We start from the raw sequence: 22,979 nt of genomic DNA, 5'->3' as shown, positions 1-22,979 counted from the left end.
CATGACGACTCCGCCACTCACTGTCGAGCAACTCGTGCGTGAGCCGATCGAGGCGATCATCCCGCATCGCGGCAGCATGCTGCTGCTCGATGCGATCGACACGTTCGCCGACACCACGCTGAGCGCCTTCGCCAACGTCGACCCGCACGCATGGTATGCCGACGCCGCCGGCGCGATGCCCGCGTGGATCGGCGTCGAGCTGATGGCGCAGGCGATCGCCGCGCACATCGCGCTCGTCGCGATGCGCGGCGGGGGCCATGCGCGTCCCGGCGTGCTGCTCGGCTCGCGCAGCTATCAGGCCTTGCAGCCGGTGTTCCAGAGCGGCGCGCGTTTGCGCGTTCACGTGAGCGAGCTGCTGCGCAGCGACGCAGGCCACAGTGCCTACGAATGCACGATCGACGACGGCGACGCGCGCTGTGCCGAAGCGGTGATCAAGGTGTTTCAACCGCCCGATTTCCAGTCATTCATCGAAGGGAGTATCAGTTCATGAGCCGGCGAGTTCTCGTTACTGGCGCAAGCCGCGGCATCGGCCGCGCGATTGCGTACAAGTTGGCCGCCGACGGTTTCGCCGTGACCGTGCATTGCCGCACCGGACGCAGCGAAGCCGACGCGGTCGCGACGGGCATCGCCGCGCAGGGCGGCACGGCGCGCGTGCTGCAATTCGACGTGCGCGAGCGCGCCGTGTGCCGCGAGGCGCTCGAAGCCGACGTCGCCGCGCACGGTGCTTACTACGGCATCGTGTGCAGCGCGGGTGTCACGCGCGACGCGGCGTTTCCGGCGCTCACCGAAGAAGACTGGGACGTCGTGATCGAAACCGGCCTCGATGCCTTCTACAACGTCGTGCATCCGCTGACGATGCCGATGGTGCGCGCGCGCCAGGGCGGCCGTATCGTCACGATCGCGTCGGTGTCGGGCGTGATGGGCAATCGCGGCCAGGTCAATTACAGCGCCGCGAAAGCGGGACTGATCGGCGCGAGCAAGGCGCTCGCGGTCGAACTCGCGTCGCGCAACATCACCGTCAATTGCGTCGCGCCGGGGTTGATCGAAACCGGCATGCTCGAACAGGTGACGCTCGATCACGCGCTGAAGACCGTGCCGATGAACCGCGTCGGCCAGCCGGCGGAGGTCGCGTCGGTGGTGAGCTTTCTGATGTCGGATGGCGCGTCGTATGTGACGCGCCAGGTGATCGGCGTGAACGGCGGGATGGTCTGATGAAGCGCGTCGTCATCACCGGCATGGGCGGCGTGACTGCGTTCGGCGATAGCTGGGACGCGGTTCAAGCGCGCCTGAAGCGCGGCGAGAGCGCGGTGCGGCGCATGACCGGGTGGGATTATTTCGAGTCGCTGCATACGCGGCTCGCGTGTCCGCTGCCCGGCTTCACGACCCCCGCGCATTATCCGCGCAAGAAGGTGCGCTCGATGGGCCCGGTGTCGCTGTACTCGGTGCGCGCGAGCGAACTCGCGCTCGCCGACGCGGGCCTCGCCGACGACGCGAGCATCGCCGACGGCCGCATGGGCGTCGCGTACGGTTCGTCGTCGGGCTCGGTGCAGCCGATCCGCGCGTTCGGCACGATGCTCGAAACCGGCTTGATGAGCAACGTCACGTCGAACAGCTACGTGCAGATGATGCCGCACACGACGGCCGTCAACGTGAGCCTGTTCTGGGACCTCAAAGGCCGCATCATCCCGACCTCGTGCGCGTGCGCGTCGGGCAGCCAGGCGATCGGCTATGCGTACGAGGCGATCCAGTCCGGCAAACAGACGCTGATGCTCGCGGGCGGCGCGGAAGAGCTGTCGGGTCCCGCGGTCGCCGTGTTCGACACGCTGTACGCGACCAGCACGCGCAACGACGAGCCGCATCTGACGCCGCGTCCGTTCGATGCCGCGCGCGACGGCCTCGTGGTCGGCGAGGGCGCGGCGACGCTCGTCCTCGAAGAATACGAGCATGCGCTGGCGCGCGGCGCGCGGATTCACGCGGAAGTGGTCGGCTTCGGCTGCAACTCGGACGGCGCGCACATGACGCAACCCACCGCCGACACGATGGCGCTCGCGATGCAACTCGCGCTGCGCGACGCGCAATTGCCACCCGAAGCGATTGCCTACGTGAACGCGCACGGTACGTCGACCGATCGCGGCGACATCGCCGAAAGCCATGCGACCGCGCAGACCTTCGGCGCGCGCATGCCGATCAGCTCGCTGAAAAGCTATGTGGGCCATACGCTAGGCGCGTGCGGCGCGATCGAGGCGTGGTGGACGATCGAGATGATGAAGCGCAACTGGTACGTGCCCACCCTGAATCTCGACCACCTCGATCCGGCTTGCGCGCCGCTGGATTACATCGTCGGCGGCGCGCGCGAGATCGACGCCGAGTACGTGATGAGCAACAACTTCGCGTTCGGCGGCATCAACACGTCGCTGATCTTCCGGCGCGTTCGATGAGTACAGGCCTGCAACGCGTGGTCGTGACCGGCATGGGCATCGTGTCGTGTCTCGGCAATACGCTCGACCAGGTCTGCGCGGCGTTGCGCGCGGGGCACTCGCGAATCGAGCGTATCGATGCGTGGCGCGAGCGCGGGTTTGCGTCGCAAGTCGCGGGCGTGGCGTCGGTCGCGCACGAGGCGCCGTTCGAGCGCAAGCTCGAACGCTTCATGGGCGACACCGCGCGCTTTGCGTGCCACGCGGCGCGATGCGCGATCGACGATGCAAGGCTCGACCTCGCTTCATTGCAGTCGCCGCGCGCGGGTGTCGTGATCGGCTCGGGCGTCGGCACGATGGCGAGCTACGACGCGGCGCTCGCGATCGCGCAAACGCGCGGCGTCGACAAGGTGCCGCCGTACACGGTGCCGCATACGATGAGCAGCACCGCGTCGGCAAACGTCGCGCAGATGTTCGGGCTCGAAGGCGTCAGCTATTCGCCGTCATCGGCATGCACGACGTCGGCGCTCGCGATCGGGCAGGCGATGCAGCTGATCCAGACCGGCCGCCAGCAGATCGTGCTCGCGGGCGGCAGCGAAGCGCTGCACGACAACACGACGCTGATGTTCGACGCGATGGGCGCGTTGTCGCGCCGCTTCAACGACATGCCCCGGAGCGCGTCGCGACCGTACGATACGCAGCGCGACGGTTTCGTGATCGCATCGGGCGGTGGTGTGCTCGTGCTCGAAGCGCTCGATCATGCGCTCGCGCGCGGCGCGCGCATCTACGCGGAACTGAGCGGCTTCGGCGATTGCACCGATCGCGCGGGCATGGTCGCGCCGCGTGCGGCCGGCATCGCGCGCGCGATGCGCGGCGCGCTCGAGCAGGCGGGCCAGCGTCCCGATTACGTGAACACGCATGCGCCGTCGACGCCGCTCGGCGATCTCGAAGAGCTGCACGCGTTGCGCGACGTGTTCGGTGCATCGGCGCAAGGGTTGCCCGCGTTTTCGTCGACCAAGGGCATGACCGGACATTCGCTCGGCGCGTGCGGCGCGCACGAAGCGATCTATACGCTGTTGATGATGCGTGACGGCTTCATCGCGGCGACCGCGCTGGTCGATACGCCGGAGCCGCAAGTGCGGGACATGCCGCTCGTGCGCGTGACGCGCGACGTGCGCATCGACACGGCGATGTCGGTTTCTTTCGGGTTCGGCGGGAGTTGCGCGAGCCTGATGTTCGAAGCGTGGCGAGGCTCGCATACGGCGCGGCAACGCACGCAAACCGTTGGAGGAGTGATTTGAACAGCGATTCTTCAAAGCGGACCGCGGTCGACGTCGCGATCATCGGTGCGGGTCCCGCCGGCGCGGTGGCCGCTGCGCTGCTGCGTAAGGCGGGCCGCTCGGTGCTGGTGCTGGAGCGTCAGCACTTTCCGCGCTTCTCGATCGGCGAGAGCCTGTTGCCACAAAGCATGGCGTACCTCGAAGAGGCCGGCATGCTGCAGGCCGTCGTCGAGGCGGGCTTCCAGTACAAGAACGGCGCGCACTTCGTATATCGCGACCAGAGCTCGTCGTTCGACTTTCGCGACAAGCATTCGCCGGGCTGGGGCACCACGTACCAGGTCGAGCGCGCGGTGTTCGACGACGTGCTGATTCGCTGCGCGGCCGCGCAGGGTGCCGACGTGCGGTTCGGCCACACGGTGAGCGCGGTGCGCACGGGCGCGGCACCGGAGCTCGACGTCGTCGATGAAAGTGCCTGCGCGTATCGGGTCGAAGCGCATTTCGTGCTCGATGCGAGCGGTTTCGGGCGCGTGCTGCCGCGCCTGCTGAAGCTGGAGGCGCCGACGCGCATGCCGACGCGCGCCGCATTGTTCACGCACGTGCGCGACGGGCTCGCGCTCGACGACATCGATCGCAACAAGATCTGCATCGCGACGCATCCCGAGCGTCGCGACGTGTGGTTCTGGATGATTCCGCTCGCGGGCGGCCGTTCTTCGGTGGGATGTGTCGCCGAGGCGAGCTTTCTCGACGTGCCGGAGGCACAGCGCGAGGCGACACTGCGCGCGCTGATCCGACAGGAGCCGACGCTGAACCGTCTGATCGGGCAGGCGCCGTTCCTGATGCCGGTGCGGCAGATCGGCGGCTACGCGGCGAATGTCGCGAGTCTGCATGGGCCGGGCTATGCGCTGCTCGGCAATGCGGGCGAGTTTCTCGATCCGGTGTTTTCGTCGGGCGTGACGATCGCGCTGCGCTCCGCGCATCTGGCGGCGCGCGCGCTGAATCGGCAGCTCGACGGCGCGCCGGTCGACTGGTCAGCCGATTACGACGTGCCGTTGCGCAAGGGCATCGATACGTTCCGCGCATTCGTCAAGCGCTGGTACACGGGCGAGCTGCAGGACATCATCTACTACCCGGAACAGTCGCCGACGATCCGTCGCATGATCTGCGCGGTGCTCGCCGGTTACGCGTGGGACGAGTCGAATCCGTATGTCGCGGATCCGGTGCGGCGCCTCAACGCGTTGCACGAGGTGTGCAAGGCGGGCTGAGGCGGGCCGCCGCTTTGGGCGTGTCCCAGGGGATCGAGGGCAGTTGAGGTTTTGGGCTGTCGCCCATATACGGACAACCCCGAGCACGGTATCTATCTGGATGCTGCCAATCCGGGCAGCAACTTCAAATAGATCGTCGACACGCCTATGTCCTTGTCCGTATTTGAAATGCACTCCGTGGAGCTGCGCTGTCAAAGGCCCCTCGGTGCCTGTTATGTCATCTGCGATGAGCGGCACTACAAGGCGTGCCTCGTAAGGGCCGCAGACCTTCAGAAGGCCAAGGCGGAGACCCAGGAATTTCTCAGTATTGCCAGATTGAATCAGAGAAAGTGGGAGGAGGACCTAACGCTGGTCAGGCGTCTCATTGATCGTCAGTTGCTGGCGTTTGATGGTGTGCGAAACTGGAACCCCAACACCGATGGCTGGTGGATCATTAATGCGCTTCTCGACGATCTGCGCAGAGGTGCTCGTCTTGCCATTAAAGGCCCTCGGGCTGACCTGTTTCCATCCCCCCACAGCACACCGTTGAGCAATCTCGCGGCGAGGGCCGTCGGTCTCCCGAGCGGGGAACTCATGCTATCCGGCCGGGCTGATCCAGCCACCCGGCAAACCGGGCTGATTGCTCCACACGCGGCCACGGCAGCCAGCAGCAGCGACGGCGATCTGGCCCACGATGCGGGCGCCTCAACACTGCTCGGCGATGCCCAGCCGTTCGCATACCATGCTAACGACTTGTCGCGGGACTCGACGGAACTGGCTGGAATCCCGTTTGAGGGTATGCCCAACACGTGGGTTGAGAACGCGCCGGGGAAAAAGAAGCAATGGCGGATGTACGGTTCACAAGGGACGCCGACCATTGATATTGACTTCGACAACCATCATGGTCAGCCAAATCCGCACGCCCACAACTGGGACGACCAGGGCCGCGATCACAGCTGGCCGGTCTCCATACTTCCATAGGACAAGCCACCATGACCATCACAGATGCACTGGAACAGTTCGGCGGTTTTCATGACTGGTACCTGGATGCGATTGCGACCGGCAAGGAAGGTGGCGCCAATACACCAAACGTACTAACACTTGGGTTATACGATGAGAGCCGGCGCGCAACCGTTACCTTTCTTGGAGTGACGCGCGCGAGCATCATTGATGGTGGATTGTTGAACATCGTCAATTCGATCGAGGTGTTGAAACCCGGTGATAAGGCATACGCCGCGGCAATCGAGGTACTCAAGAAATCCGCGCATTTTGGAAAGCGCCGTGCCGACCATATCGCATACGTTTTCTCAACGGTTGGCGCTGAGATTGCCGTCGAATTTGAGGCGCTCGAAATTGACACTGAATAGCCAATTTGTGAGCACTCGCGGACCAGGACGCGCACTAGCGTTTCTTCTGCAATTGGGGCGTCTCAACCGAAGCTGGTGTCAAGCCGCGATCTTCGCGCGCCCCGGCACGCGCTGGCGCGCGTCGTCGCGGCGATGCACGCACTTGCCGGCCGCATACGTTTCATACACGGCGCGATCGTCGCCGAGCAGGGCGAACGCGAACAGCAGCTCCTCGAGCGATTCGCGCCGCGCGGTGCGGCGCGCGAGCAGCGGCGTCGCCTGCGGATCGAGCACGACGAAGTCCGCTTCCGAGCCGTCCCTCAGGGTGCCGATCTTGTCGCCGAGATCGAGCGCTTCGGCCGCGCCGGCGGTCGCGAGATAGAACATGCGCGTCGCCGTCAGATGATGGCCGCCGAGGCGCGCAACCTTGTGCGCTTCGTTCATCGTCTGCAGCATCGAGAACGACGTGCCGCCGCCGACATCGGTCGCGAGCGCGATCGGCATGCCGGCCGAGTCGGCCTTGTCGAAGTCGAACAGGCCGCTGCCGAGGAACAGGTTCGAGGTCGGGCAGTGCGACGCGAGCGCGCCGGTTTGCGCCATGCGCTTGCGGTCCTCGTCGTCGAGGTAGATGCAATGGCCGTACACCGCGCGACGGCGCAAGAGCCCATAGTGATCGTAGATGTCGAGATAGCTGCGGTGGCCGGGGAACAGCTCGGCGACCCATTTCACCTCATCGGTGTTCTCGGCCACGTGGCTTTGAATGAACACGTCCGGATGCAGCCGCACGAGCGCGCCGCATGCTTCGAGCTGCGCTTCGGTCGAGGTCGGCGCGAAGCGCGGCGTCAGCGCGTACATCTGGCGGCCGCGATCGTGCCAGCGGCCGATCAGCTCGGCGCTGTCGTCGTAGCCCGATTGCGCGGTGTCGCGCAGGAACGCGGGGCAGTGGCGGTCCATCAGCACCTTGCCCGCGACCATGCGCAGATTGCGCGCTTCGCTCTCGGCGAAGAGGGCGTCGGCGGATTCCTTGTGCACCGTGCAGTACACGAGTGCGGTCGTCGTGCCGCAGGCGAGCAGTTCGTCGAGGAAAAAGCTCGCCGTGTCGCGGGCGTGCGCGATATCGGCGAAGCGGCGCTCGGTTGGGAACGTGTACGTGTCGAGCCACGGCAGCAGACCCGGCGCCGGCGACGCGATCATGTCGGTCTGCGGATAGTGGATGTGGGTATCGATGAAGCCCGGCACGATCAGCTTGTCGCGCCGCTCCACGACCTGCGTACCGGGCGCGAGCCGCGACGCGAGCGCCGCATACGCGTCCGCCGCGACGACGCGGCCGTCTTCCACGATCAGGAGACCGTCCTCGTGGAACACCACGGCGTTCGGCGCGTGCGCCGGATCGCCGTTGAAGGTCAGCAGAGGGGCGCGGAATGCCGCTTGCGCCGCTTGCGCGGTATGAGCAGATTCAGTCATGGAAAAGCTGTCTCCGAATGTTGAAAGCTGGGCGGCGCAGGCAGCCGCAGCGGCAGCCGCTTCCCGGTTCGGGTCGTTGCCGTTTGCCCGAACGAAGCGAAGCCGCCGGCCGCCGACGTCGGTCGAGGCCCGTCGGTTGAAATCCGTCGGCGCGCGGCTCAGTGCCGCCAATGCGCGTCGAGCTTACCGATCAGCATGGCGCGTTCCTCGGGCGTCACGAACGAGGCCTCGAAGCCGTTGCGGATGATCGTGTAGACCTCGGCGTCGTCAAGCTTCAGCGCGTCGATCGTCGCCAGATAGTTCGCGTTCACGTAGCCGCCGAAATAGGCCGGATCGTCGGAATTGACGGTCACCGCGACGCCGCGATCGAGCAGGTCCTTCAGCGTGTGCCTGGTCAGGTCGTCGAACACGCACAGCTTCAGGTTCGACAGCGGGCACACGGTCAGCGCGACGCGCGTATCGGCGAGACGCGTAACGAGCGCCGGGTCCTCGATGCTGCGCACGCCGTGATCGACGCGGTCGACCTTCAGCACGTCGAGCGCCTCGTAGATGTAGGACGGCGGGCCTTCCTCGCCCGCATGCGCGACGAGCTTCAGACCGAGCGCGCGCGCCTTCGCGAACACGCGCTCGAACTTCGACGGCGGATGGCCGCGTTCCGACGAATCGAGCCCCACGCCGATCAGCCGATGCTCGTACTGCTCGAACAGCGGCAGCGCTTCGTCGAAGGTGGCGAGCGCATCGTCCTCGGACAGATGGCGCAGGAAACACAGGATCAGCTTGCTCGACATGCCGCGCTTCTCCGCGTCGGCGAGCGCGCGTTCGATGCCGGCCACGACGGTCGCGATCCGCACGCCGCGCTCGGTATGCGTCTGCGGGTCGAAAAAGATTTCGCTATGCACGACGTTGTCGGCGAGACAGTGCTCGACGTAGGCCGTCGTCATGTCGTAGAAGTCCTGCTCGTGCAGCAGCACGCTCGCGCCCGCGTAGTAGATGTCGAGGAACGATTGCAGGTCGGTGAACGCATAGGCGGCACGCAAGGCTTCCACCGAGTCGTAGGCGAGCTTCACGCCGTTGCGTTGCGCGAGCGCGAAAATCAGCTCGGGTTCGAGCGAGCCTTCGATGTGGATATGCAGCTCGGCCTTCGGTGCGCGCGCGGTTTTGTCGGCGAGCGTAACGGGGGAAACAGGGGTAGCGGTTGTCGGATTCATCGTGGTTTGGAATTGTGTGGTGGGTAACGAGCGGCGCAGGCCGCGTATCAAACCGCCTGCGTCGGGTGGCGCGCACCCGCGTTCGCCTCGACGGCCTGCAACACCTGCGCGGCCGCCGAGATCGCGATGACCTCGGGCGACTTGTCGACGATGCCGTCGACACCGAGCGGACACTTCATCCGCGTGATCCGCGCCGGATCGATGCCGCGAGCCGCGAGCCGATGCTCGAACTGCTTGCGCTTGGTATGCGAGCCGATCATGCCGAAGAACGCGAAGTCGCCGCGCCGCAGGATGCGTTCGGCCAGTTCGAGATCGCGCGCGTGGTTGTGCGTCATCACGACGAAGTACGTGTTCGGCGCGGCCTGATCGATCGCCTCGTCGGGTGCGTCGTTCGCGTCGATCGTCACGTTCGCCGCGTGCAGCGCATCGAGCGACGGAAACTGCGCGTCGCGCTCGTCGACCCAGCGCACCGTGCAAGGCAGTGTCGCCAGCACGCGCACGAGCGCCGCGCCGACGTGACCGGCGCCGAACAGCACGACGGCGAATTCGCCCGGTGCGATGGTTTCGGTCAGGAGCGCGCTGCTGTCGTCGAAACCGGCGCCGTCCCACAGCAGACAGTCGGCGCCGTCGATGCCGGGCTCGGGCTCGGACAGCATCACCGCATCCGGCGCGGGGCCGAATGATACGCTACGCACCGTCGATTGCCCCGCCGCGAGGCGCTTGGCGAGCGACGTGAGCCAGCCGAGATCGCCGACGTCTAGCCGCTCGAACGCGAGGATCACGGCGCCGCCGCAGCACTGGCCGAGGCTCGGCCCCAGCGCGAAGCGTTCGAGCCGCCGCATGTGCGGCGCGCGCATGCCGTCGCGCAGCACCTGGCGCGCGGTATCGATCGCCTTCCATTCGAGGTGGCCGCCGCCAATCGTATGCTTGGCCGCCTCGCGCGTGACGATCATCTTCGTGCCGGCTTCGCGCGGCGCCGAACCTTCGACGCGCGCGACCGTCACCAGCACGGCGGCGTCGCCATGCGCGAGCAGATGTTGCAGGTCAGTGAGCCAGGCTTGCATCCGGCGATTCTCCGTGGGGGGCCGCGTGGGGCGTTTCCGCGGCGGGTTGCGTGTTTGTGTCGGTGCTATCGGGGTGCGCGGCGGCTTCGGTCCGATCTGCGGTCTGCGACGCGTTCATCGCACTCAACGTGTCCAGCGCATCGAGTATCGCCTCGGGCGTCGCCGGCGCGCGCAACGGCGGAGCATGTCGCGCGCCCGGCACTGCGGCCGCGATCGCGTCGCGAATCGCGAGAAACACCGAAAACGGCAGCAGCAACGGCGGCTCGCCGACCGCCTTCGAGCGGAACACGGTCGGCTCGGCGTTACTGTTGTCGTAGAGCCGAACGTGGAACGCGGCGGGCGTGTCGCTGACCGCGGGAATCTTGTACGTCGACGGCGCGTGCGTCATCAGGCGGCCGTCGCGGCTCCACCATAGCTCTTCAGTGGTGAGCCAGCCCATGCCCTGAATGAAGCCGCCTTCGATCTGGCCGAGATCGATCGCCGGATTGATCGACTGGCCCGCGTCGTGCAGCAAGTCCGCGCGCAGGAGCTTCCACTCGCCGGTCAGCGTATCGACGACGACCTCCGACACCGCCGCACCATACGCGAAGTAATAGAACGGATGACCGGTCAGCGACTTCGCATCCCAATGCACTTTCGGCGTCGCGTAGAAGCCGTCCGACCACAACTGCACGCGCGCGAGATACGCGGCGTTGACGAGCTGTTCGAACGGCAGCGCGCCGCCGTTCACCGACACGCTGCCGCGCGCGAATTGCACGTCGTTCGCGTCGCCGCCGAGCTGGCGTGCCGCGAGTTCCGCGAGCCGCGCGCGGATCGTCTGCGCGGCGGCTTCGGCGGCCATGCCGTTGAGGTCGCTGCCGGTCGAGGCCGCGGTTGCCGACGTGTTGGCGATCTTCGAGGTATCGGTCGCGGTCACCCGGACGCGCGCTAACGGCAAGCCGAACTGGTTCGCGACCACCTGCGCGACTTTCGTGTTGAGCCCCTGGCCCATCTCGGTGCCGCCGTGATTGACGAGCACGGAGCCGTCCTTGTACACGTGCACGAGCGCGCCGGCCTGATTCAGGAACGGCACGTTGAACGAGATGCCGAACTTGACCGGCGAAAACGCGAGGCCGCGTTTGAGCACGGGACTCTTCGCATTGAATTCGGCGAGTGCCGCGCGACGCGCGCGGTAGTCACTCGAATCTAGCAGCGCGTCGGTCAGCGGCGCGATGATGTTGTCTTCGACGCGTTGTCCGTACGGCGTCGTATCGCGTTCGCCGACGCCGTAGTAATTCGCGAGCCGCACGTCGAGCGGATCGAGCCGCAGCTCGCGCGCGATGCCGTCGAGCAGCACCTCCATCACGAGCGCGCCCTGCGGTCCGCCGAAGCCGCGAAACGCGGTGTTCGACTGGGTATTGGTCTTGCAGCACAGCGCGACGATATCGACGTCGGACAGGTAGTACGCGTTGTCGAAGTGGCACACCGCGCGCGTCGCGACCGCGCCGGACAGATCCGCGGAATAGCCGGCGCGCAATGCGATTTCGACGCGCACGCCAAGCAGGCGGCCTTGCTCGTCAAAGCCCGCTTCGTACTCGTAGACCGCATCGTGGCGCTTGCCGGTGATCAGAAAGTCGTCGTCGCGATCGGCGCGCAGCTTGACCGGGCGACGCAGGCGTTGCGCCGCAAGCGCGGCCACGCACGCGAACAGCGCCGATTGCGATTCCTTGCCGCCGAAGCCGCCGCCCATGCGCCGGCATTCGCAGACGACGTTATGCGCGGGCCAGTCGAGCATGTGCGCGACGACCTGCTGCATTTCGCTCGGATGCTGCGTCGAGCTGTAGACGAGCATGCCGTCCATTTCCTTCGGCACCGCATAGGCGATCTGGCCTTCGAGATAGAACTGCTCCTGGCCGCCGACCTCGAACGTGCCAGCCAGTCGATGCGGCGCGGCGGCGATCTTCGCGTCGGGGTCGCCGCGCCGCAGATGCAGTGGCGGCAGCACGAACTGTTTCGCGGCTTTCGCATCGGCGGCGGTGAGGATCGCGTTGAGCGGCTCGTAGCGGATCACGTCGTCGCTTTTCGCGAGCGCGGCGGCGCGACGTGCGAGTTCGTGGCTCTCGGCGATCACCGCGAAGACCGGCTGGCCCAGATAGAGCACTTCGCCGTCGGCGAGGATCGGATCGTCGTGCAGCACCGGGCCGCAATTGTTTTCGCCGGGGATATCGTCGGCGCTCAGCACCGCGATCACGCCGGGCGCGTTTCTCACCGCGTCGAGATCCATCGACACGATGCGCGCATGCGCATGGCGCGACAGGCCGAGCGCCGCGTGCAGCGTGCCGTGCAGCTCGGCGATGTCGTCCGTGTAGGTCGCTTCGCCGCTCACGTGCAGCGCGGCGGATTCGTGCGGCAGCGGTACGCCGATCGACGCGTCCTCGCGTTGATCGGCACGCGCGCCCGCGCGTTCGATAAAGGCATCGGTGCGGTTCATCACGGCGACTCCTTCACGACGGCTGCGTCCGCCTCGAACGCGAACGCGTTCACGTCGCAGAGCGCGAGCGGCGCGTCGTCGCGCGTTTCGAGGTAGAAGCGCCACAGCAGATTGCGCGCGATCTTCAGCCGATACGCGCTCGACGCGCGCATGTCGGTGAGCGGCTGATAGTCGGCGGCGAGCGCGTCCATCGCGCGACGGGCCGTCGGTTCGTTCCACGCCGCGCCGTTGAGCGCGGCTTCGGCATGCGCGGCCCGCTTCGGCGTCGCCGCCATGCCGCCGAACGCGACCCGCGCCGCGCGGATCGTGCCATCTTCCGCGACGTGCAGCGCAAACGCCGCGCACACCGCCGAGATGTCCTGGTCGTAACGCTTCGCCACCTTGTAGGTGCGAAACCGCAGCGCGCCGGCCGGCCGAGGCACGCGCAGCGCGCTGACGAATTCGCCTTCCGCGAGCGCGGTCTTCTGATAGCCGAGGTAGAACGCGTCGAGCGGCACGGTGCGGGTCGTGCGATCGCGGCGCAACTCGACGGCGGCGCCGAGCGCGAGCAGTGCCGGCATCGAATCGCCGATCGGCGAGCCGTTCGCGACGTTGCCGCCGAGCGTGCCCGCATTGCGGATCGGCAGCGATGCGAAGCGCGTCCATAGTTCGGCGAGTTCGGGGTAGTCGGCGGTGAGCGCCGCGTATGCGTCCTCGAGCGTGACCGCCGCACCGATGGTCTGCGTTTGCGCGTCGCGCGCGATCGTCTTCAGTTCCGCGACGTTGCCGGTGTACAGCAGGTCGCCGAGATCGCGGAACTGCTTGGTGACCCACAAGCCGACGTCGGTGCTGCCCGCGACGATGCGCGCGTCCGGATACTGCGCGCGCAGGCTCGCGAACGCGTCGAGCGTGAGCGGGGCGTGGAAGGTGGGCGAGCCGAAGGCGGCGCCGCGGGTGCCGGGCGCGCTGTATTCGAACGTGTCTTCGCGTTGCAGCGTGCGCAGCGTGGCCGCGATTGCCTCGCGATCGAGCGCGACGCGTGGATGCTGCGCGTAGTCGAACATCTTCTGCGCGGCGTCGATGATCGGCCGGTAGCCCGTGCAGCGGCACAGATTGCCGGACAGCGCGGCGTCGATTTCATGGCGGGTCGGCAGGCCGGCGCTGACGGGCTGGTTCTCGTAGAGCGCCCACATAGACATGACGAAGCCAGGTGTGCAGAAGCCGCATTGCGAACCGTGACAGTCGACCAACGCCTGCTGCACCGGATGCAGCGCGCCGTTCGCGGCGCGCAGGTCTTCGACAGTGAAGAGGGCGCGGCCGTCGAGTGTCGGCAGGAACTGGATGCACGCGTTGACCGCCTTCAACGTGAGGTCGCCGCGCGCATCGAGTTCGCCGATCACGACCGTGCATGCGCCGCAGTCGCCTTCCGCGCAGCCTTCCTTGGTGCCGGTGCAGCGTAAGTCCTCGCGCAGGTGCTGCAGCACGGTGCGCGTCGCCGGAACGCCCGCGACCTCGCGGACGGCCCCCTGGTGGTAGAAGCGGATGGTTTGCGTTGTCATGGCGAATCGGAAGACAGTGCGGACCGGGCGCGCGTTACGCATGGGGTCGCAAAAGCCGGCCTCGCGCACGTAGATCGCCATCCATACCCGAAGATAGCACTACCCCGGCCCGAAAATATTTCCCGTGTCGCATGAAGCTCATGCGGCGGCGGTCATGATCCCCGTACGATTCGCGCCGAGGCGAGAAGTTGCCTGCGCGGAGCGGGGACCGAGAGGAACGGCGCGCGATCGCGGAACGTCGCGCAGAAAAAACGCCGGACTTCGGTGCCCAGCATGGGCAACACGAAGTCCGGCGTCATTGGCGATGCGAATCGGTAAGCACCCTGGCGGCGAGTGCGGCGCTTCAGGCGGCGATCGAAGCTCGCTCGACCAGGCTTGCCCGCCGTCAGGACACCCGACGATGGCGATTGCGCACCAGGCTCAGCACCAGCGCGACGAACGCGACGATAAACGCGACGCCCGACCACATCGGCAGCGTCAGCCCGAGAATCGGCGGATATGCGGTTTCGCACAGGCCCGCGACCTTGAACACGCTCGGCAGCCAGTGCGCGGGGGGCAGGCTGTCGACCACCGGCTGCAGTGCGTCGAAGCCGCAGCTGAAGCCAGGATTCGCCTGGATGTACACATGGCGTGCCGCGGTCGCGATGCCGGCGAGCGCCGACAGCGCCGCCATCACTTCGAGCAGGCGCACGCCGCGCCAGTGCCTGAACCACGCGCCGAGGAACGCGAAGATCGCGATCAGCAGGAAGAAATAGCGCTGGATGATGCACAGCGGGCACGGGTCTTCGCGCAGGCCGAACTGCAGATACAACGCACCGCCCACGAGGGCGAGGCAGATCAGGCCGAGCAGAACCAGCAGGGTGCGCTCGCGGCGCAGCATTGCGGAGTCGTTAGTCATGGATCATCGATTGGTCTGAAGACGAAAGGGCGGGTGCCCGCGATTCTAGCGCGAACCCCGGCCGCGCCGGGCGGGAAACCCCGGCGCTCTTTACCGGATCGCTTTCAGCACTGCCTCGGCCGCGCGGCCGATCGCGAGCAGCGCGTCGTCGGCGTGCGGTGCGCCCGCCAGCATCAGGCCGACCGGCGCGTCGCCGCGCAGATGGCACGGCAGCGACAGCGCGCAGCTATCTAGGAAGTTGAACGCGCTCGGATTGCGCAGGATCAGCGCATTGGTGCGGCCGAACGCGTCGTCGTCGTTGAGCAGGTCGGCGAGGCGCGGCGGCACGACCGGCACGGTCGGCGCGACGACCGCGTCGAAACGCTGCCACAGCGTGCGCGCGGCTTCGTCGAGCATCGCGTCGCGCTCGGCGACGAGGTCCAGATAATCGACCGCGCTGGCCGGCTGCCCCTTCATGATGCGCACGAGCACGCGCGGATCGTACTGCTCGCGATGCTTGTCGAGCAGCGGACGATGCCACGCATACGCCTCGATCGACGAAAAGCCGAAGCGGTTGATCTCCGGCAGCCGGTCGAGCGGCGCGAAGCGCACCTCGCTGACGATCGCGCCGGCCGCCTCCAGATGCTTGAGCGCGGTATCGATCGCGCGCGCGACTTCGGGCTCGACGCCGTCGGTCACGAAATTGGTCAGCACGCCGAGGCGCACGCCTTCGAGCGGCCGCGCGGCCGGGATGCGCGGCTCGAGCCCGGCGAGCATCCGGTCGACCAGCGCGCAGCATGCGACCGACACGCCGATCGGCCCGAACGAATCGAGCGTCGACGACAGCGGCACGCCGCCCTGCTTTGGGATGCGCGCGGCGGTCGGCTTGAAGCCGGTCAGCCCGCACAAGGCGGCCGGGATGCGGATCGAGCCGCCGGTGTCGGTGCCGAGCGCGACCGCGGCCATGCCGTCGGCGACCGACGCGGCCGCGCCCGACGACGAGCCGCCCGAAATCCGCTCGTCGCCCTTCACGCCGCGCCGGTACGGCGACAGCGGATGGCCGTAGTGCGGATTCAGGCCGAGTCCGGAAAACGCGAACTCGCTCATGTTGGTCCGCCCGACGATCACGGCGCCGGCCCGCTTCAGACGCGCGACCGCGACCGCGTCGGCCTTCGCGGCGGGCGCGTCGGCGAGCACGACGGAGCCCGCGCGGGTCGGCTGGCCTTCGATGTCGAACAGGTCCTTGACCGATAGCGGAATCCCGGCGAGCGGCGACAGCACGGTGCCGGCCGCACGCAGGCGGTCGTGCGCCTCGGCGGCGGCGCGCGCGGCGTCGGTGTCGACGTGCATGAAGACGGCGGCGCCCTGGCCAGCCGGATCGGCGATCCGGTCCAGCGCGGTTTCGACGAGCGCGCGGCTCGTCGTGCGGCCGGCGGCGAGATCGGCGGCAAGCTGGGCAAGCGGCGGGAAGGGGGCGAATTCAGTGGCCATGATGTCGGTAGAAATCCGGTTGAGCGCAGCGCGGGCGCATGAGCGAGGCAGTGCGGAGCCAAAGGGAAAGGTCCGTCCGCATTGTAGAGCAAGGTTTTGCGGCCGAGCGGCCTGCTACTGGCGGCGCGGCGCGCGAATTCGCCAAAAAGATGGCTGGTTCGTTTGCTACACTGCGCTTTCCGAGATTACTGTTTGTAAGGAAGGCGCTCATGCACCATGGCATCGGCTTCATCCAGGATCTGGCCGTCGTGATGGCGCTGGCCGGCGTCGTCACCGTGCTGTTCCATCGCCTGAAGCAACCGGTGGTGCTCGGCTATATCGCGGCCGGCGTGATCATCGGACCGTACACGCCGCCGTTCCAATTGATCCACGACGAACAGACGATCCAGACGCTCGGCGAGCTGGGTGTCGTGTTCCTGCTGTTTTCGCTGGGCCTCGAATTCAGCCTGCGCAAGCTGTTCAAGGTCGGCGCGACGGCGATCGTCGCCGCGCTGTCCGAAATCGTGCTGATGCTGTGGATCGGCTACGAGATCGGCAGCGCGTTCGGCTGGACTCCGATGGACTCGCTGTTCCTCGGCGCGATCCTCGCGATCTCGTCGACGACGATCATCGTGAAGGCGCTGTCCGATCTCGGACTCAAACGCGAAAGCTTCGCGCAGCTCGTGTTCGGCATTCTGATCGTCGAGGACATTCTCGGTATCGCGATGCTCGTGCTGCTGACCGGCATCGCGCAGACCGGGCAACTGTCGGCCGGGCTCGCGGCCGTCACGCTCGGCAAGCTGCTGCTGTTCATGACGGTGTCGCTGCTGGTCGGCGTGCTGCTCGTGCCGCGCGCGCTGAACTACGTCGCGCGCACGGGCAGCGACGAGATGATGCTCGTGTCCGTGCTCGGCTTCTGCTTCGGCTTCTGTCTGCTGGTCGTCAAGCTCGATTACAGCATCGCGCTCGGCGCGTTCCTGATTGGCGCGATCATGGCCGAGTCGCGTCATCTGCATCGGATCGAGCATCTGATCGCGCCGCTGCGCGACGCGTTTTCCGCGATCTTCTTCGTGACGATCGGACTGATGCTGAACCCGGCCGTGATGCTCGACTACGGATGGCCGATCGCCGTGATCACGCTCGCGGTGATCGTCGGCAAGATCGTGTCGTGCGGGCTCGGCACGTTTCTGTCGGGGCAGGACGCGCGCACCTCGATGCGCGTCGGCATGACCGTGTCGCAGATCGGCGAGTTCTCGTTCATCATCGCGACGCTCGGTCTGACGTTGAAGGTGACGAGCGGGTTTCTGTATCCGATCGCGGTCGCCGTGTCGGCATTGACGACGCTGACGACGCCATATCTGATCCGCGTCGCCGATCCGCTCACGCGCCGCATCGGGCAGGCGATGCCCGCCACGTTGTCCAACGTGTTCGGCATGTACGGGCAATGGCTGCGCAGTTTGATCACGGCGCGCGGCGAGCCGACGCTCATCAGCATGACGCGGCGGATCGTATTGCAGATCGCGGTGAATCTCGCGCTCGTCGCGGCCATTTTCCTGGCCGTGTCGTATAGCGCGCCGCATAGCGGCCGGCTGCTCGCGCACTGGCTCGACGACGAGCCGCTGCAACGCGTCGTGCAGTGGAGCGTCGCGCTCGTCGTTTCGCTGCCGTTTCTCGTGGCCGTGTATCGCAAGACCAAGTCGCTCGCGCTGCTGCTCGCCGAAGTCAGCGTGCAGCCGACCACCGCGGGACGCTTCACGAGCGCGCTGCGTCACGCGATCGCCGATCTCGTGCCGATCGTGTCGATGATCGGCGTGTTTCTGCTGGTGGCGGCGCTGTCGGGCAGCATCCTGCCGCCGACTGGCCTGCTCGTCGCGGTGCTCGTGTGCGCCGCGCTGCTGCTCGCGCTCGTGTGGCGCTGGTGCGTGAAGATTCATGCGTCGATGCAGATCGCGTTGCGGGAAACCTTCGAAGAGCGGCCGGATCCTTGACTCATCGGGGTCGGTGTAACGCTTCGCAACAATGTGAGCAATTGTGTGCGGGTTTGCGGGGCCTGCAGCACTGACGGATAATCAGGGCATATTCATTCGTTCGCGTGTAAGGCGCCCGTCCGACAGTCATGAGCGAAAACAAACCCGAAAACGCCGGCACGACCGGCAGTCCGCAGCCGGCCTCCCCCGCGCCGAGCAGCGCACCGGCCGAACCGGCCGAACCGGCCGCCTCGCTTCCTCCGTCGCATGAAGATGCCACCCGGTCGGCCGCCAAAGACACGAGCCCCGCGGCCGAGGAGGCGATCGCGAGGTCGTCGACCGACGATCCGCTCAGCGCATCGTCGGTCACGCCCGAAGATCCGCGAACGGCGCGGCTGCGCGACGCGGCCGAAGCGCGCAGCGCCGCCGCCGAATCGACCGCGCGGCAGGAAGCCAAGGTGCACGAGCGCGAAGCGCGGCGCGCTGGTACGTACGCCGGCGGCGCGACCATGGTGAAACCCGAGCCAGTCGTCAAACCGACGGCGGCCGCCGGCAAGCCGCACGCGGGGGGCATTAGCGCCGCGGACATCGCCACCGACGACGAAATCGCCACCGAGGCAGCCGCCGCACCCGCGGCGCGCGCGCCCGGCTCGCCGCCGCCCGGTTTCGGCGCGGCACCCGATTTCAGCGCCACGAACCCGCCGCCACCCAACGCGCTTCCGCCGTCGCCACCGCGTTATCTGAAGCAGAGCGATTCGGCGTGGAGCGTGTTCGGCCGCATCATCGCGGCGCGCGCGCGGCAGCTGTTCGATCGCGCGGGGCAGCGGATCACGCAGCGCACGCTGCGCATCGGCGTGTCGGCGCGCATCTTCCATCCGGAACCGGGCGCGAAGGGCTTGCGCGGCAAGACGCTGCAGTATCTGGAGGAGTCGATCGCGCACTGGGTGATGTCGCGCGACGTGCTGGTGTTCATGATCCCGACCGTTGGTCATCAGGGCATGCTGCACCCGAGCAACATCCGCCTGCGCGACTATGCGAAGCATCTCGATGGCCTGCTGCTGCAAGGCGGCGCCGACGTGTCGCCGCAGACGTATGCGGAATCGGCGAGCAGCCACGAATGGCCCGGTGACCGCGTGCGCGACATGTACGAGCTCGAGCTGCTGCACGAGTTCGTCGAATCGGGCAAGCCGGTGCTCGGCGTGTGCCGCGGCTGTCAGCTGATCAATGTCGCGTTCGGCGGCACGCTATATCAGGACATCGCGACCGAAGTGCCCACCGCGAACGCCCACGTCAACGAAAACTACGATCAGCACCGGCACGGCGTGCATTTTCCGGATGGCTCGACGCTGCTGAACATGTTCCCCGGACGACGCGACGCGATCGTCAATTCGATCCACCATCAGGCGGTAAAGACGCTGGGCCGCGATCTGAATATCGAGGCGGTGTCGGCGTCGGACGGCATCATCGAGGCCGTGCGCTACCGGCGCGCGCCGTTCGTGATGGGCGTGCAGTGGCACCCCGAGTTTCATCGCGCGGGCGGCCCGGAGCTGCTCGATTGCACACCGTTGCTCGATACGTTCCTGCGGGTCGCGCGCGAGACGCGGTTTTAAGCATGGCGGGTTTGCGTTGGCGCGGCGTGCGCGGTCGAGGTTGAGTCCGCGGCGTGGTTGCGCATCGGTCCCGCGCTTTCGCTGTTTTCCCCAGCCCGCCGGAGCCATTCCATCCATCTGACGCACTGTCACGTTATGTGGCAGTGCGTTTTCTTCTCTCGAAATAATCAGGAGTGCGAGATGGGTGGCGTCTTTATTTTGCGACTGTGATTTCGGGATGGAGTGATTCGCTGCACCAACCATCTATCTCGATTTCGAGCGTGTCCATACAGTGCCCACGAGCTTCGCGTCGCGATAAATCCGCGCGATAATCCAACGTCATTCTGGATCGGCGTGGAGCAGGCATATGAAGTACTCCTTGGTTATCCGGCGCGCTATGTTGCTCGCCGGTGTCTATGCGTTATGGCATACGGGTGTTGCGGTGGCACAGCAGGACAGCGTGAGCGCGCCGCTGGTGGGCACGCGGCCGGCTCCAGGGGAGTTGGCGCCGCGAGAGGCTGGCCCCCAGTCCGTCGCTGAGCCCGAGGTGTCCGCGAATACCCCCTCCGCCGCGCGCGGCGACGTCGCCGATTTGATCGAGTTGATCCACGACGCGAACCTCAGCGAACTGCGCACGACCTACAACGGCAGCTACGGTGCGAGCCTGTTCTTCCATCCGCCGCGGATGACGTACTACGTCGCGTTGTTTCAGAACAAGCATTTCTGGCGCGTGATCAGGAGCGATTCGGCAGAGCGCGCGGAAGCGATCTACGCCGGTTTCGCGCAGCAGACGCAGCAACTCGCGGACGTCGAGATTCATCGCACGCGGTTGCAGGCGCAGAATGCGTATCTGCAGGGCAGCATCGCGATATCGCAGCAGCGGGCGCAACGGCTGCAGACCGATCTCGACGTCGCCCGCACGCAGCAGGCGAAGGTCGACGACCGGCAGCGGCAGACGCGCGACGAGGCGCTCGCGCTGCGCGCGGAGCGCGACAACGCGCAGGCGCAATTGCGTCAGCTTCAAAGCGCGGTCACGCGCTTGCAGCAGCAGACGGAAGCGGGTTTGCCTGCGTCGAAGTAACGGCGGCGCTCATTGCGCGAATTGTTCCGGGATTTCGGTGACGCGACGCTGCGATATGTGGTTCATCCACTCGGTGCTATTTGCCGGCAGATTGTTCGACACGGTGGAGCGCGGCAGCGGCGCGACGTCGCGCAAAGACATCATGGCGAACGTCGTTACATCAGCGTATCCGTCTTCGCCGAACCGGGTACGAACGCGCGCTTCATGCGATGGGTCATTCGCGGCATGGCGATTTACCGGAAGCGGATGCGTTTGCACGCGAAGCGCACGACGCGGAGGCGATGAGTGAATCGTGTCACGCGGGGTGGGCGCATGTCGCGTGGCGGTGCGGTGAGGCAAAGCCACGATGCACGCGGGTGCGGCGGCGGCCACGTCGACAGGTAATGGCGGAAGCACAGGAGCCGGTGTGACGGCCTCCGCAATCACCGGTGCCTCGGCACTCGCAACCAGATGCTGCGCACGACGCTTTTCTAGCGGCGCCGGCGCATCACGACGGGGCATCAGAGCTTGCGCCGATTTCAGCATGTCGGAGGCCATATGCCGCGGCGCCGGAGGCTGATCGACGATCCACCACGCCAGCACCAGGACGCAGCCGATTACGCCGGCACTCGCCGCGACCGTTCGCCGATGCCGCACAATGCGCCGCTGCGCGATTCGCGGCGAGCGGGCCTTGAGCGCGATTCGCATTGGACCCTGAGGCACCTTCCGTTGCATAGCGGGATGCGCCGCCGTCGCGGTATTCGACGGTTCCCCGGCAGGCTGCGCGGCGTTCGCGACGGGCGTCTTTGCCGGCCGCTTCATGTCAGTTAGCACGCCGGTCAGCACGCCGTCGATCGACACCCACTGCCCATACGACAGCAACTGCTGATCTCTGACGCACATGGTGCGCAGCAGCGCGGCATACAGCGAATCGAGCCCGGTTCGCCAGCGCTGAGCGCCGGACAGCAACGCCCAGTCGCGGCCGAACGGTTCGGGCAGGTGGTCGAGCGCACGGAGAGGGGGAAGCGCAAATGCGCCTTCGATCAAGATGAGCGGCGTGCTGGTCATCGGTTTCTTCCGGTGTCTCGGACAGGCTCACCGGTGCGGCAGTGACGGAATCTGTAGGGGGCCGATGAAGCCATCGGCAACAGAAAATCATGCCTCGAAACTACGTCGTCCACCGTTCAGATGACTCCGAAAACAGGGACGCTGCCGGCGCGCGCCGTCCCCGCGACGCCACGCGCTTCACGCACACTCAACCACGGCGTTCAAGCCTTCAACCGGTACACGTAGCGCAACGCGGTGATATCCACGCCGCCCATCTGATCGGGCTCCGCGCCGACCAACTGCCAGCCGTGTCGCTCGTAAAAGCCGATCGCCGCCGTATTGCCCTCGAGCACGTACAGATACAGCTGTGCCTCGCCTTGCGCGCGCGTCCAGTCTACGGCCGCGTGCATCAGTGTTTTGCCGACGCCGATGCCCTGATAACCGGGCAGCGCATGCAGGTTGTCGAGCAGCACACCCCACGCGGACTCGGGCTGGCGCTCGACACACACGAAGCCGGCCGGCTCGCCGGCCAGCTCGGCGATCAGCACGATGCGGCGCTCGCCGCCCGGCGCGCCGAGACGTGCTTCCCAATAGGCGGCGCGTTCGCGCGTGACTTCGCCGTCGAGGAACGCGTCGGGCAACAGACCGCGATAGGTCGCCTGCCAACTGGCGCTGTGGATCGACGCAATCAGCGCGGCGTCCTCGAGCGTGGCGGGGCGCAGGGAAAGAGCAGGGGTGGTTCGCATCCGAGTAATCGACTGAATGGCCTCGCGCGGACAGTCTACCGCCGCCCGCGGGTGTCGCGCGTAAGCAGACTGTATGCGTTTCGCGTCGGCCCTATCAGCAGTAACATTACGTGGCTTCGGCCCGACATCGAGCTCAGCGTTTACCCTCATATCGAATGAGCGCCGTGAGCAGCAAAATGCGGCGCCCCCGGGCGCACT

At 66.7% G+C, this 22,979-nt stretch carries 19 protein-coding genes; 10 read left to right on the top strand and 9 right to left on the bottom strand.

The window, feature by feature from the left end; genetic code table 11:
• Window position 1: 1 nt before the first annotated feature.
• The 7 genes from OKW41_RS36050 to OKW41_RS36020 all read left to right on the top strand — a co-directional run bounded on the left by OKW41_RS36050 (window position 2) and on the right by OKW41_RS36020 (window position 6,302).
• Window positions 2-490: a hotdog family protein gene (locus tag OKW41_RS36050; RefSeq protein ID WP_429451216.1), complete on the top strand. Its 489-nt coding sequence runs from the start codon at window positions 2-4 to the stop codon at window positions 488-490.
• Window positions 487-1,212 carry a 3-ketoacyl-ACP reductase FabG2 gene (locus tag OKW41_RS36045; RefSeq protein WP_429451215.1) on the top strand — a complete coding sequence of 242 codons (726 nt, stop codon included), beginning with the start codon at window positions 487-489 and terminating at the stop codon, window positions 1,210-1,212. The genes OKW41_RS36050 and OKW41_RS36045 overlap by 4 nt, the downstream gene beginning before the upstream one ends.
• A complete protein-coding gene (locus OKW41_RS36040; RefSeq protein ID WP_429575530.1) occupies window positions 1,212-2,438 on the top strand; it encodes a beta-ketoacyl-ACP synthase in 1,227 nt (408 codons plus the stop codon). Before OKW41_RS36045 ends, OKW41_RS36040 begins: the two co-directional genes overlap by 1 nt.
• A complete protein-coding gene (locus OKW41_RS36035; protein WP_429575529.1) occupies window positions 2,435-3,715 on the top strand; it encodes a beta-ketoacyl-[acyl-carrier-protein] synthase family protein in 1,281 nt (426 codons plus the stop codon). Before OKW41_RS36040 ends, OKW41_RS36035 begins: the two co-directional genes overlap by 4 nt.
• Window positions 3,712-4,956, top strand: a complete 1,245-nt coding sequence (locus OKW41_RS36030; protein ID WP_429575528.1) for an NAD(P)/FAD-dependent oxidoreductase — start codon at window positions 3,712-3,714, stop codon at window positions 4,954-4,956. Before OKW41_RS36035 ends, OKW41_RS36030 begins: the two co-directional genes overlap by 4 nt.
• A gap of 147 nt (window positions 4,957-5,103) precedes the next feature.
• A complete protein-coding gene (locus tag OKW41_RS36025) occupies window positions 5,104-5,916 on the top strand; it encodes a hypothetical protein (protein ID WP_429575527.1) in 813 nt (270 codons plus the stop codon).
• 11 nt (window positions 5,917-5,927) lie between these two features.
• Window positions 5,928-6,302 carry a hypothetical protein gene (locus tag OKW41_RS36020; RefSeq protein WP_429575526.1) on the top strand — a complete coding sequence of 125 codons (375 nt, stop codon included), beginning with the start codon at window positions 5,928-5,930 and terminating at the stop codon, window positions 6,300-6,302.
• Between the two features lie 78 nt (window positions 6,303-6,380).
• On the opposite strand, the gene guaD is transcribed toward OKW41_RS36020, so the two are convergent.
• From guaD to OKW41_RS35985, 7 genes are all read right to left on the bottom strand, one after another.
• Window positions 6,381-7,745, bottom strand: coding sequence for a guanine deaminase (gene guaD, locus OKW41_RS36015; protein ID WP_429451204.1), 1,365 nt, complete (start codon window positions 7,743-7,745; stop codon window positions 6,381-6,383).
• A 158-nt stretch (window positions 7,746-7,903) separates the two neighbouring features.
• Window positions 7,904-8,953 (bottom strand): adenosine deaminase, encoded by a 1,050-nt coding sequence (locus OKW41_RS36010; protein ID WP_429575525.1) that lies wholly within the window; start codon window positions 8,951-8,953, stop codon window positions 7,904-7,906.
• Between the two features lie 47 nt (window positions 8,954-9,000).
• On the bottom strand, window positions 9,001-10,017 hold the full coding sequence (gene xdhC, locus OKW41_RS36005; RefSeq protein ID WP_429451200.1) for a xanthine dehydrogenase accessory protein XdhC: 1,017 nt from the start codon (window positions 10,015-10,017) through the stop codon (window positions 9,001-9,003).
• Complete coding sequence (xdhB, locus tag OKW41_RS36000; protein WP_429575524.1) at window positions 9,998-12,487, bottom strand: xanthine dehydrogenase molybdopterin binding subunit; 2,490 nt, start codon at window positions 12,485-12,487, stop codon at window positions 9,998-10,000. Before xdhB ends, xdhC begins: the two co-directional genes overlap by 20 nt.
• The gene (gene xdhA / locus OKW41_RS35995; protein ID WP_429575523.1) at window positions 12,487-14,025 is read right to left on the bottom strand and encodes a xanthine dehydrogenase small subunit; all 1,539 of its coding nucleotides are present in this window, start codon (window positions 14,023-14,025) and stop codon (window positions 12,487-12,489) included. Before xdhA ends, xdhB begins: the two co-directional genes overlap by 1 nt.
• A 385-nt stretch (window positions 14,026-14,410) precedes the next feature.
• Complete coding sequence (locus OKW41_RS35990) at window positions 14,411-14,923, bottom strand: disulfide bond formation protein B (RefSeq protein ID WP_429451194.1); 513 nt, start codon at window positions 14,921-14,923, stop codon at window positions 14,411-14,413.
• Window positions 14,924-15,013: 90 nt separating this feature from the next.
• Window positions 15,014-16,393 carry an amidase gene (locus OKW41_RS35985; protein ID WP_429575522.1) on the bottom strand — a complete coding sequence of 460 codons (1,380 nt, stop codon included), beginning with the start codon at window positions 16,391-16,393 and terminating at the stop codon, window positions 15,014-15,016.
• Between the two features lie 209 nt (window positions 16,394-16,602).
• Here OKW41_RS35985 and OKW41_RS35980 point away from each other — a divergent pair, with 209 nt between their 5' ends.
• The 3 genes from OKW41_RS35980 (at window position 16,603) to OKW41_RS35970 (ending at window position 21,009) form a co-directional block, all read left to right on the top strand.
• Window positions 16,603-18,360, top strand: coding sequence for a cation:proton antiporter (locus OKW41_RS35980; RefSeq protein WP_429575521.1), 1,758 nt, complete (start codon window positions 16,603-16,605; stop codon window positions 18,358-18,360).
• A gap of 128 nt (window positions 18,361-18,488) precedes the next feature.
• Window positions 18,489-19,949, top strand: a complete 1,461-nt coding sequence (locus OKW41_RS35975; protein ID WP_429575520.1) for a gamma-glutamyl-gamma-aminobutyrate hydrolase family protein — start codon at window positions 18,489-18,491, stop codon at window positions 19,947-19,949.
• A 346-nt stretch (window positions 19,950-20,295) separates the two neighbouring features.
• Window positions 20,296-21,009 (top strand): DUF2968 domain-containing protein, encoded by a 714-nt coding sequence (locus OKW41_RS35970; protein WP_429575519.1) that lies wholly within the window; start codon window positions 20,296-20,298, stop codon window positions 21,007-21,009.
• A 9-nt stretch (window positions 21,010-21,018) separates the two neighbouring features.
• Here OKW41_RS35970 and OKW41_RS35965 read toward each other — a convergent pair whose 3' ends face one another.
• Both OKW41_RS35965 and OKW41_RS35960 read right to left on the bottom strand, forming a co-directional pair.
• Window positions 21,019-22,056, bottom strand: coding sequence for a hypothetical protein (locus OKW41_RS35965; protein ID WP_429575518.1), 1,038 nt, complete (start codon window positions 22,054-22,056; stop codon window positions 21,019-21,021).
• A 200-nt stretch (window positions 22,057-22,256) separates the two neighbouring features.
• The gene (locus OKW41_RS35960) at window positions 22,257-22,781 is read right to left on the bottom strand and encodes a GNAT family N-acetyltransferase (RefSeq protein WP_018421404.1); all 525 of its coding nucleotides are present in this window, start codon (window positions 22,779-22,781) and stop codon (window positions 22,257-22,259) included.
• Between the last annotated feature and the right edge of the window lie 198 nt (window positions 22,782-22,979).

Origin of the sequence: Paraburkholderia sp. UCT70, assembly GCF_050434085.1 — a bacterium.
Lineage (GTDB): Bacteria > Pseudomonadota > Gammaproteobacteria > Burkholderiales > Burkholderiaceae > Paraburkholderia > Paraburkholderia tuberum.
This window is presented reverse-complemented; position numbering and strand designations above follow the sequence as displayed.

Coding starts and splice junctions, on each gene's coding strand:
- OKW41_RS36050 (WP_429451216.1), top strand. CDS start 2: ATGACGACTCCGCCACTCACTGTCGAGCAACTCGTGCGTGAGCCGATC.
- OKW41_RS36045 (WP_429451215.1), top strand. CDS start 487: ATGAGCCGGCGAGTTCTCGTTACTGGCGCAAGCCGCGGCATCGGCCGC.
- OKW41_RS36040 (WP_429575530.1), top strand. CDS start 1,212: ATGAAGCGCGTCGTCATCACCGGCATGGGCGGCGTGACTGCGTTCGGC.
- OKW41_RS36035 (WP_429575529.1), top strand. CDS start 2,435: ATGAGTACAGGCCTGCAACGCGTGGTCGTGACCGGCATGGGCATCGTG.
- OKW41_RS36025 (WP_429575527.1), top strand. CDS start 5,104: ATGTCCTTGTCCGTATTTGAAATGCACTCCGTGGAGCTGCGCTGTCAA.
- OKW41_RS36020 (WP_429575526.1), top strand. CDS start 5,928: ATGACCATCACAGATGCACTGGAACAGTTCGGCGGTTTTCATGACTGG.
- guaD (WP_429451204.1), bottom strand. CDS start 7,745: ATGACTGAATCTGCTCATACCGCGCAAGCGGCGCAAGCGGCATTCCGC.
- OKW41_RS36010 (WP_429575525.1), bottom strand. CDS start 8,953: ATGAATCCGACAACCGCTACCCCTGTTTCCCCCGTTACGCTCGCCGAC.
- xdhC (WP_429451200.1), bottom strand. CDS start 10,017: ATGCAAGCCTGGCTCACTGACCTGCAACATCTGCTCGCGCATGGCGAC.
- xdhB (WP_429575524.1), bottom strand. CDS start 12,487: ATGAACCGCACCGATGCCTTTATCGAACGCGCGGGCGCGCGTGCCGAT.
- xdhA (WP_429575523.1), bottom strand. CDS start 14,025: ATGACAACGCAAACCATCCGCTTCTACCACCAGGGGGCCGTCCGCGAG.
- OKW41_RS35990 (WP_429451194.1), bottom strand. CDS start 14,923: ATGACTAACGACTCCGCAATGCTGCGCCGCGAGCGCACCCTGCTGGTT.
- OKW41_RS35985 (WP_429575522.1), bottom strand. CDS start 16,393: ATGGCCACTGAATTCGCCCCCTTCCCGCCGCTTGCCCAGCTTGCCGCC.
- OKW41_RS35980 (WP_429575521.1), top strand. CDS start 16,603: ATGCACCATGGCATCGGCTTCATCCAGGATCTGGCCGTCGTGATGGCG.
- OKW41_RS35975 (WP_429575520.1), top strand. CDS start 18,489: ATGAGCGAAAACAAACCCGAAAACGCCGGCACGACCGGCAGTCCGCAG.
- OKW41_RS35970 (WP_429575519.1), top strand. CDS start 20,296: ATGAAGTACTCCTTGGTTATCCGGCGCGCTATGTTGCTCGCCGGTGTC.
- OKW41_RS35965 (WP_429575518.1), bottom strand. CDS start 22,056: ATGACCAGCACGCCGCTCATCTTGATCGAAGGCGCATTTGCGCTTCCC.
- OKW41_RS35960 (WP_018421404.1), bottom strand. CDS start 22,781: ATGCGAACCACCCCTGCTCTTTCCCTGCGCCCCGCCACGCTCGAGGAC.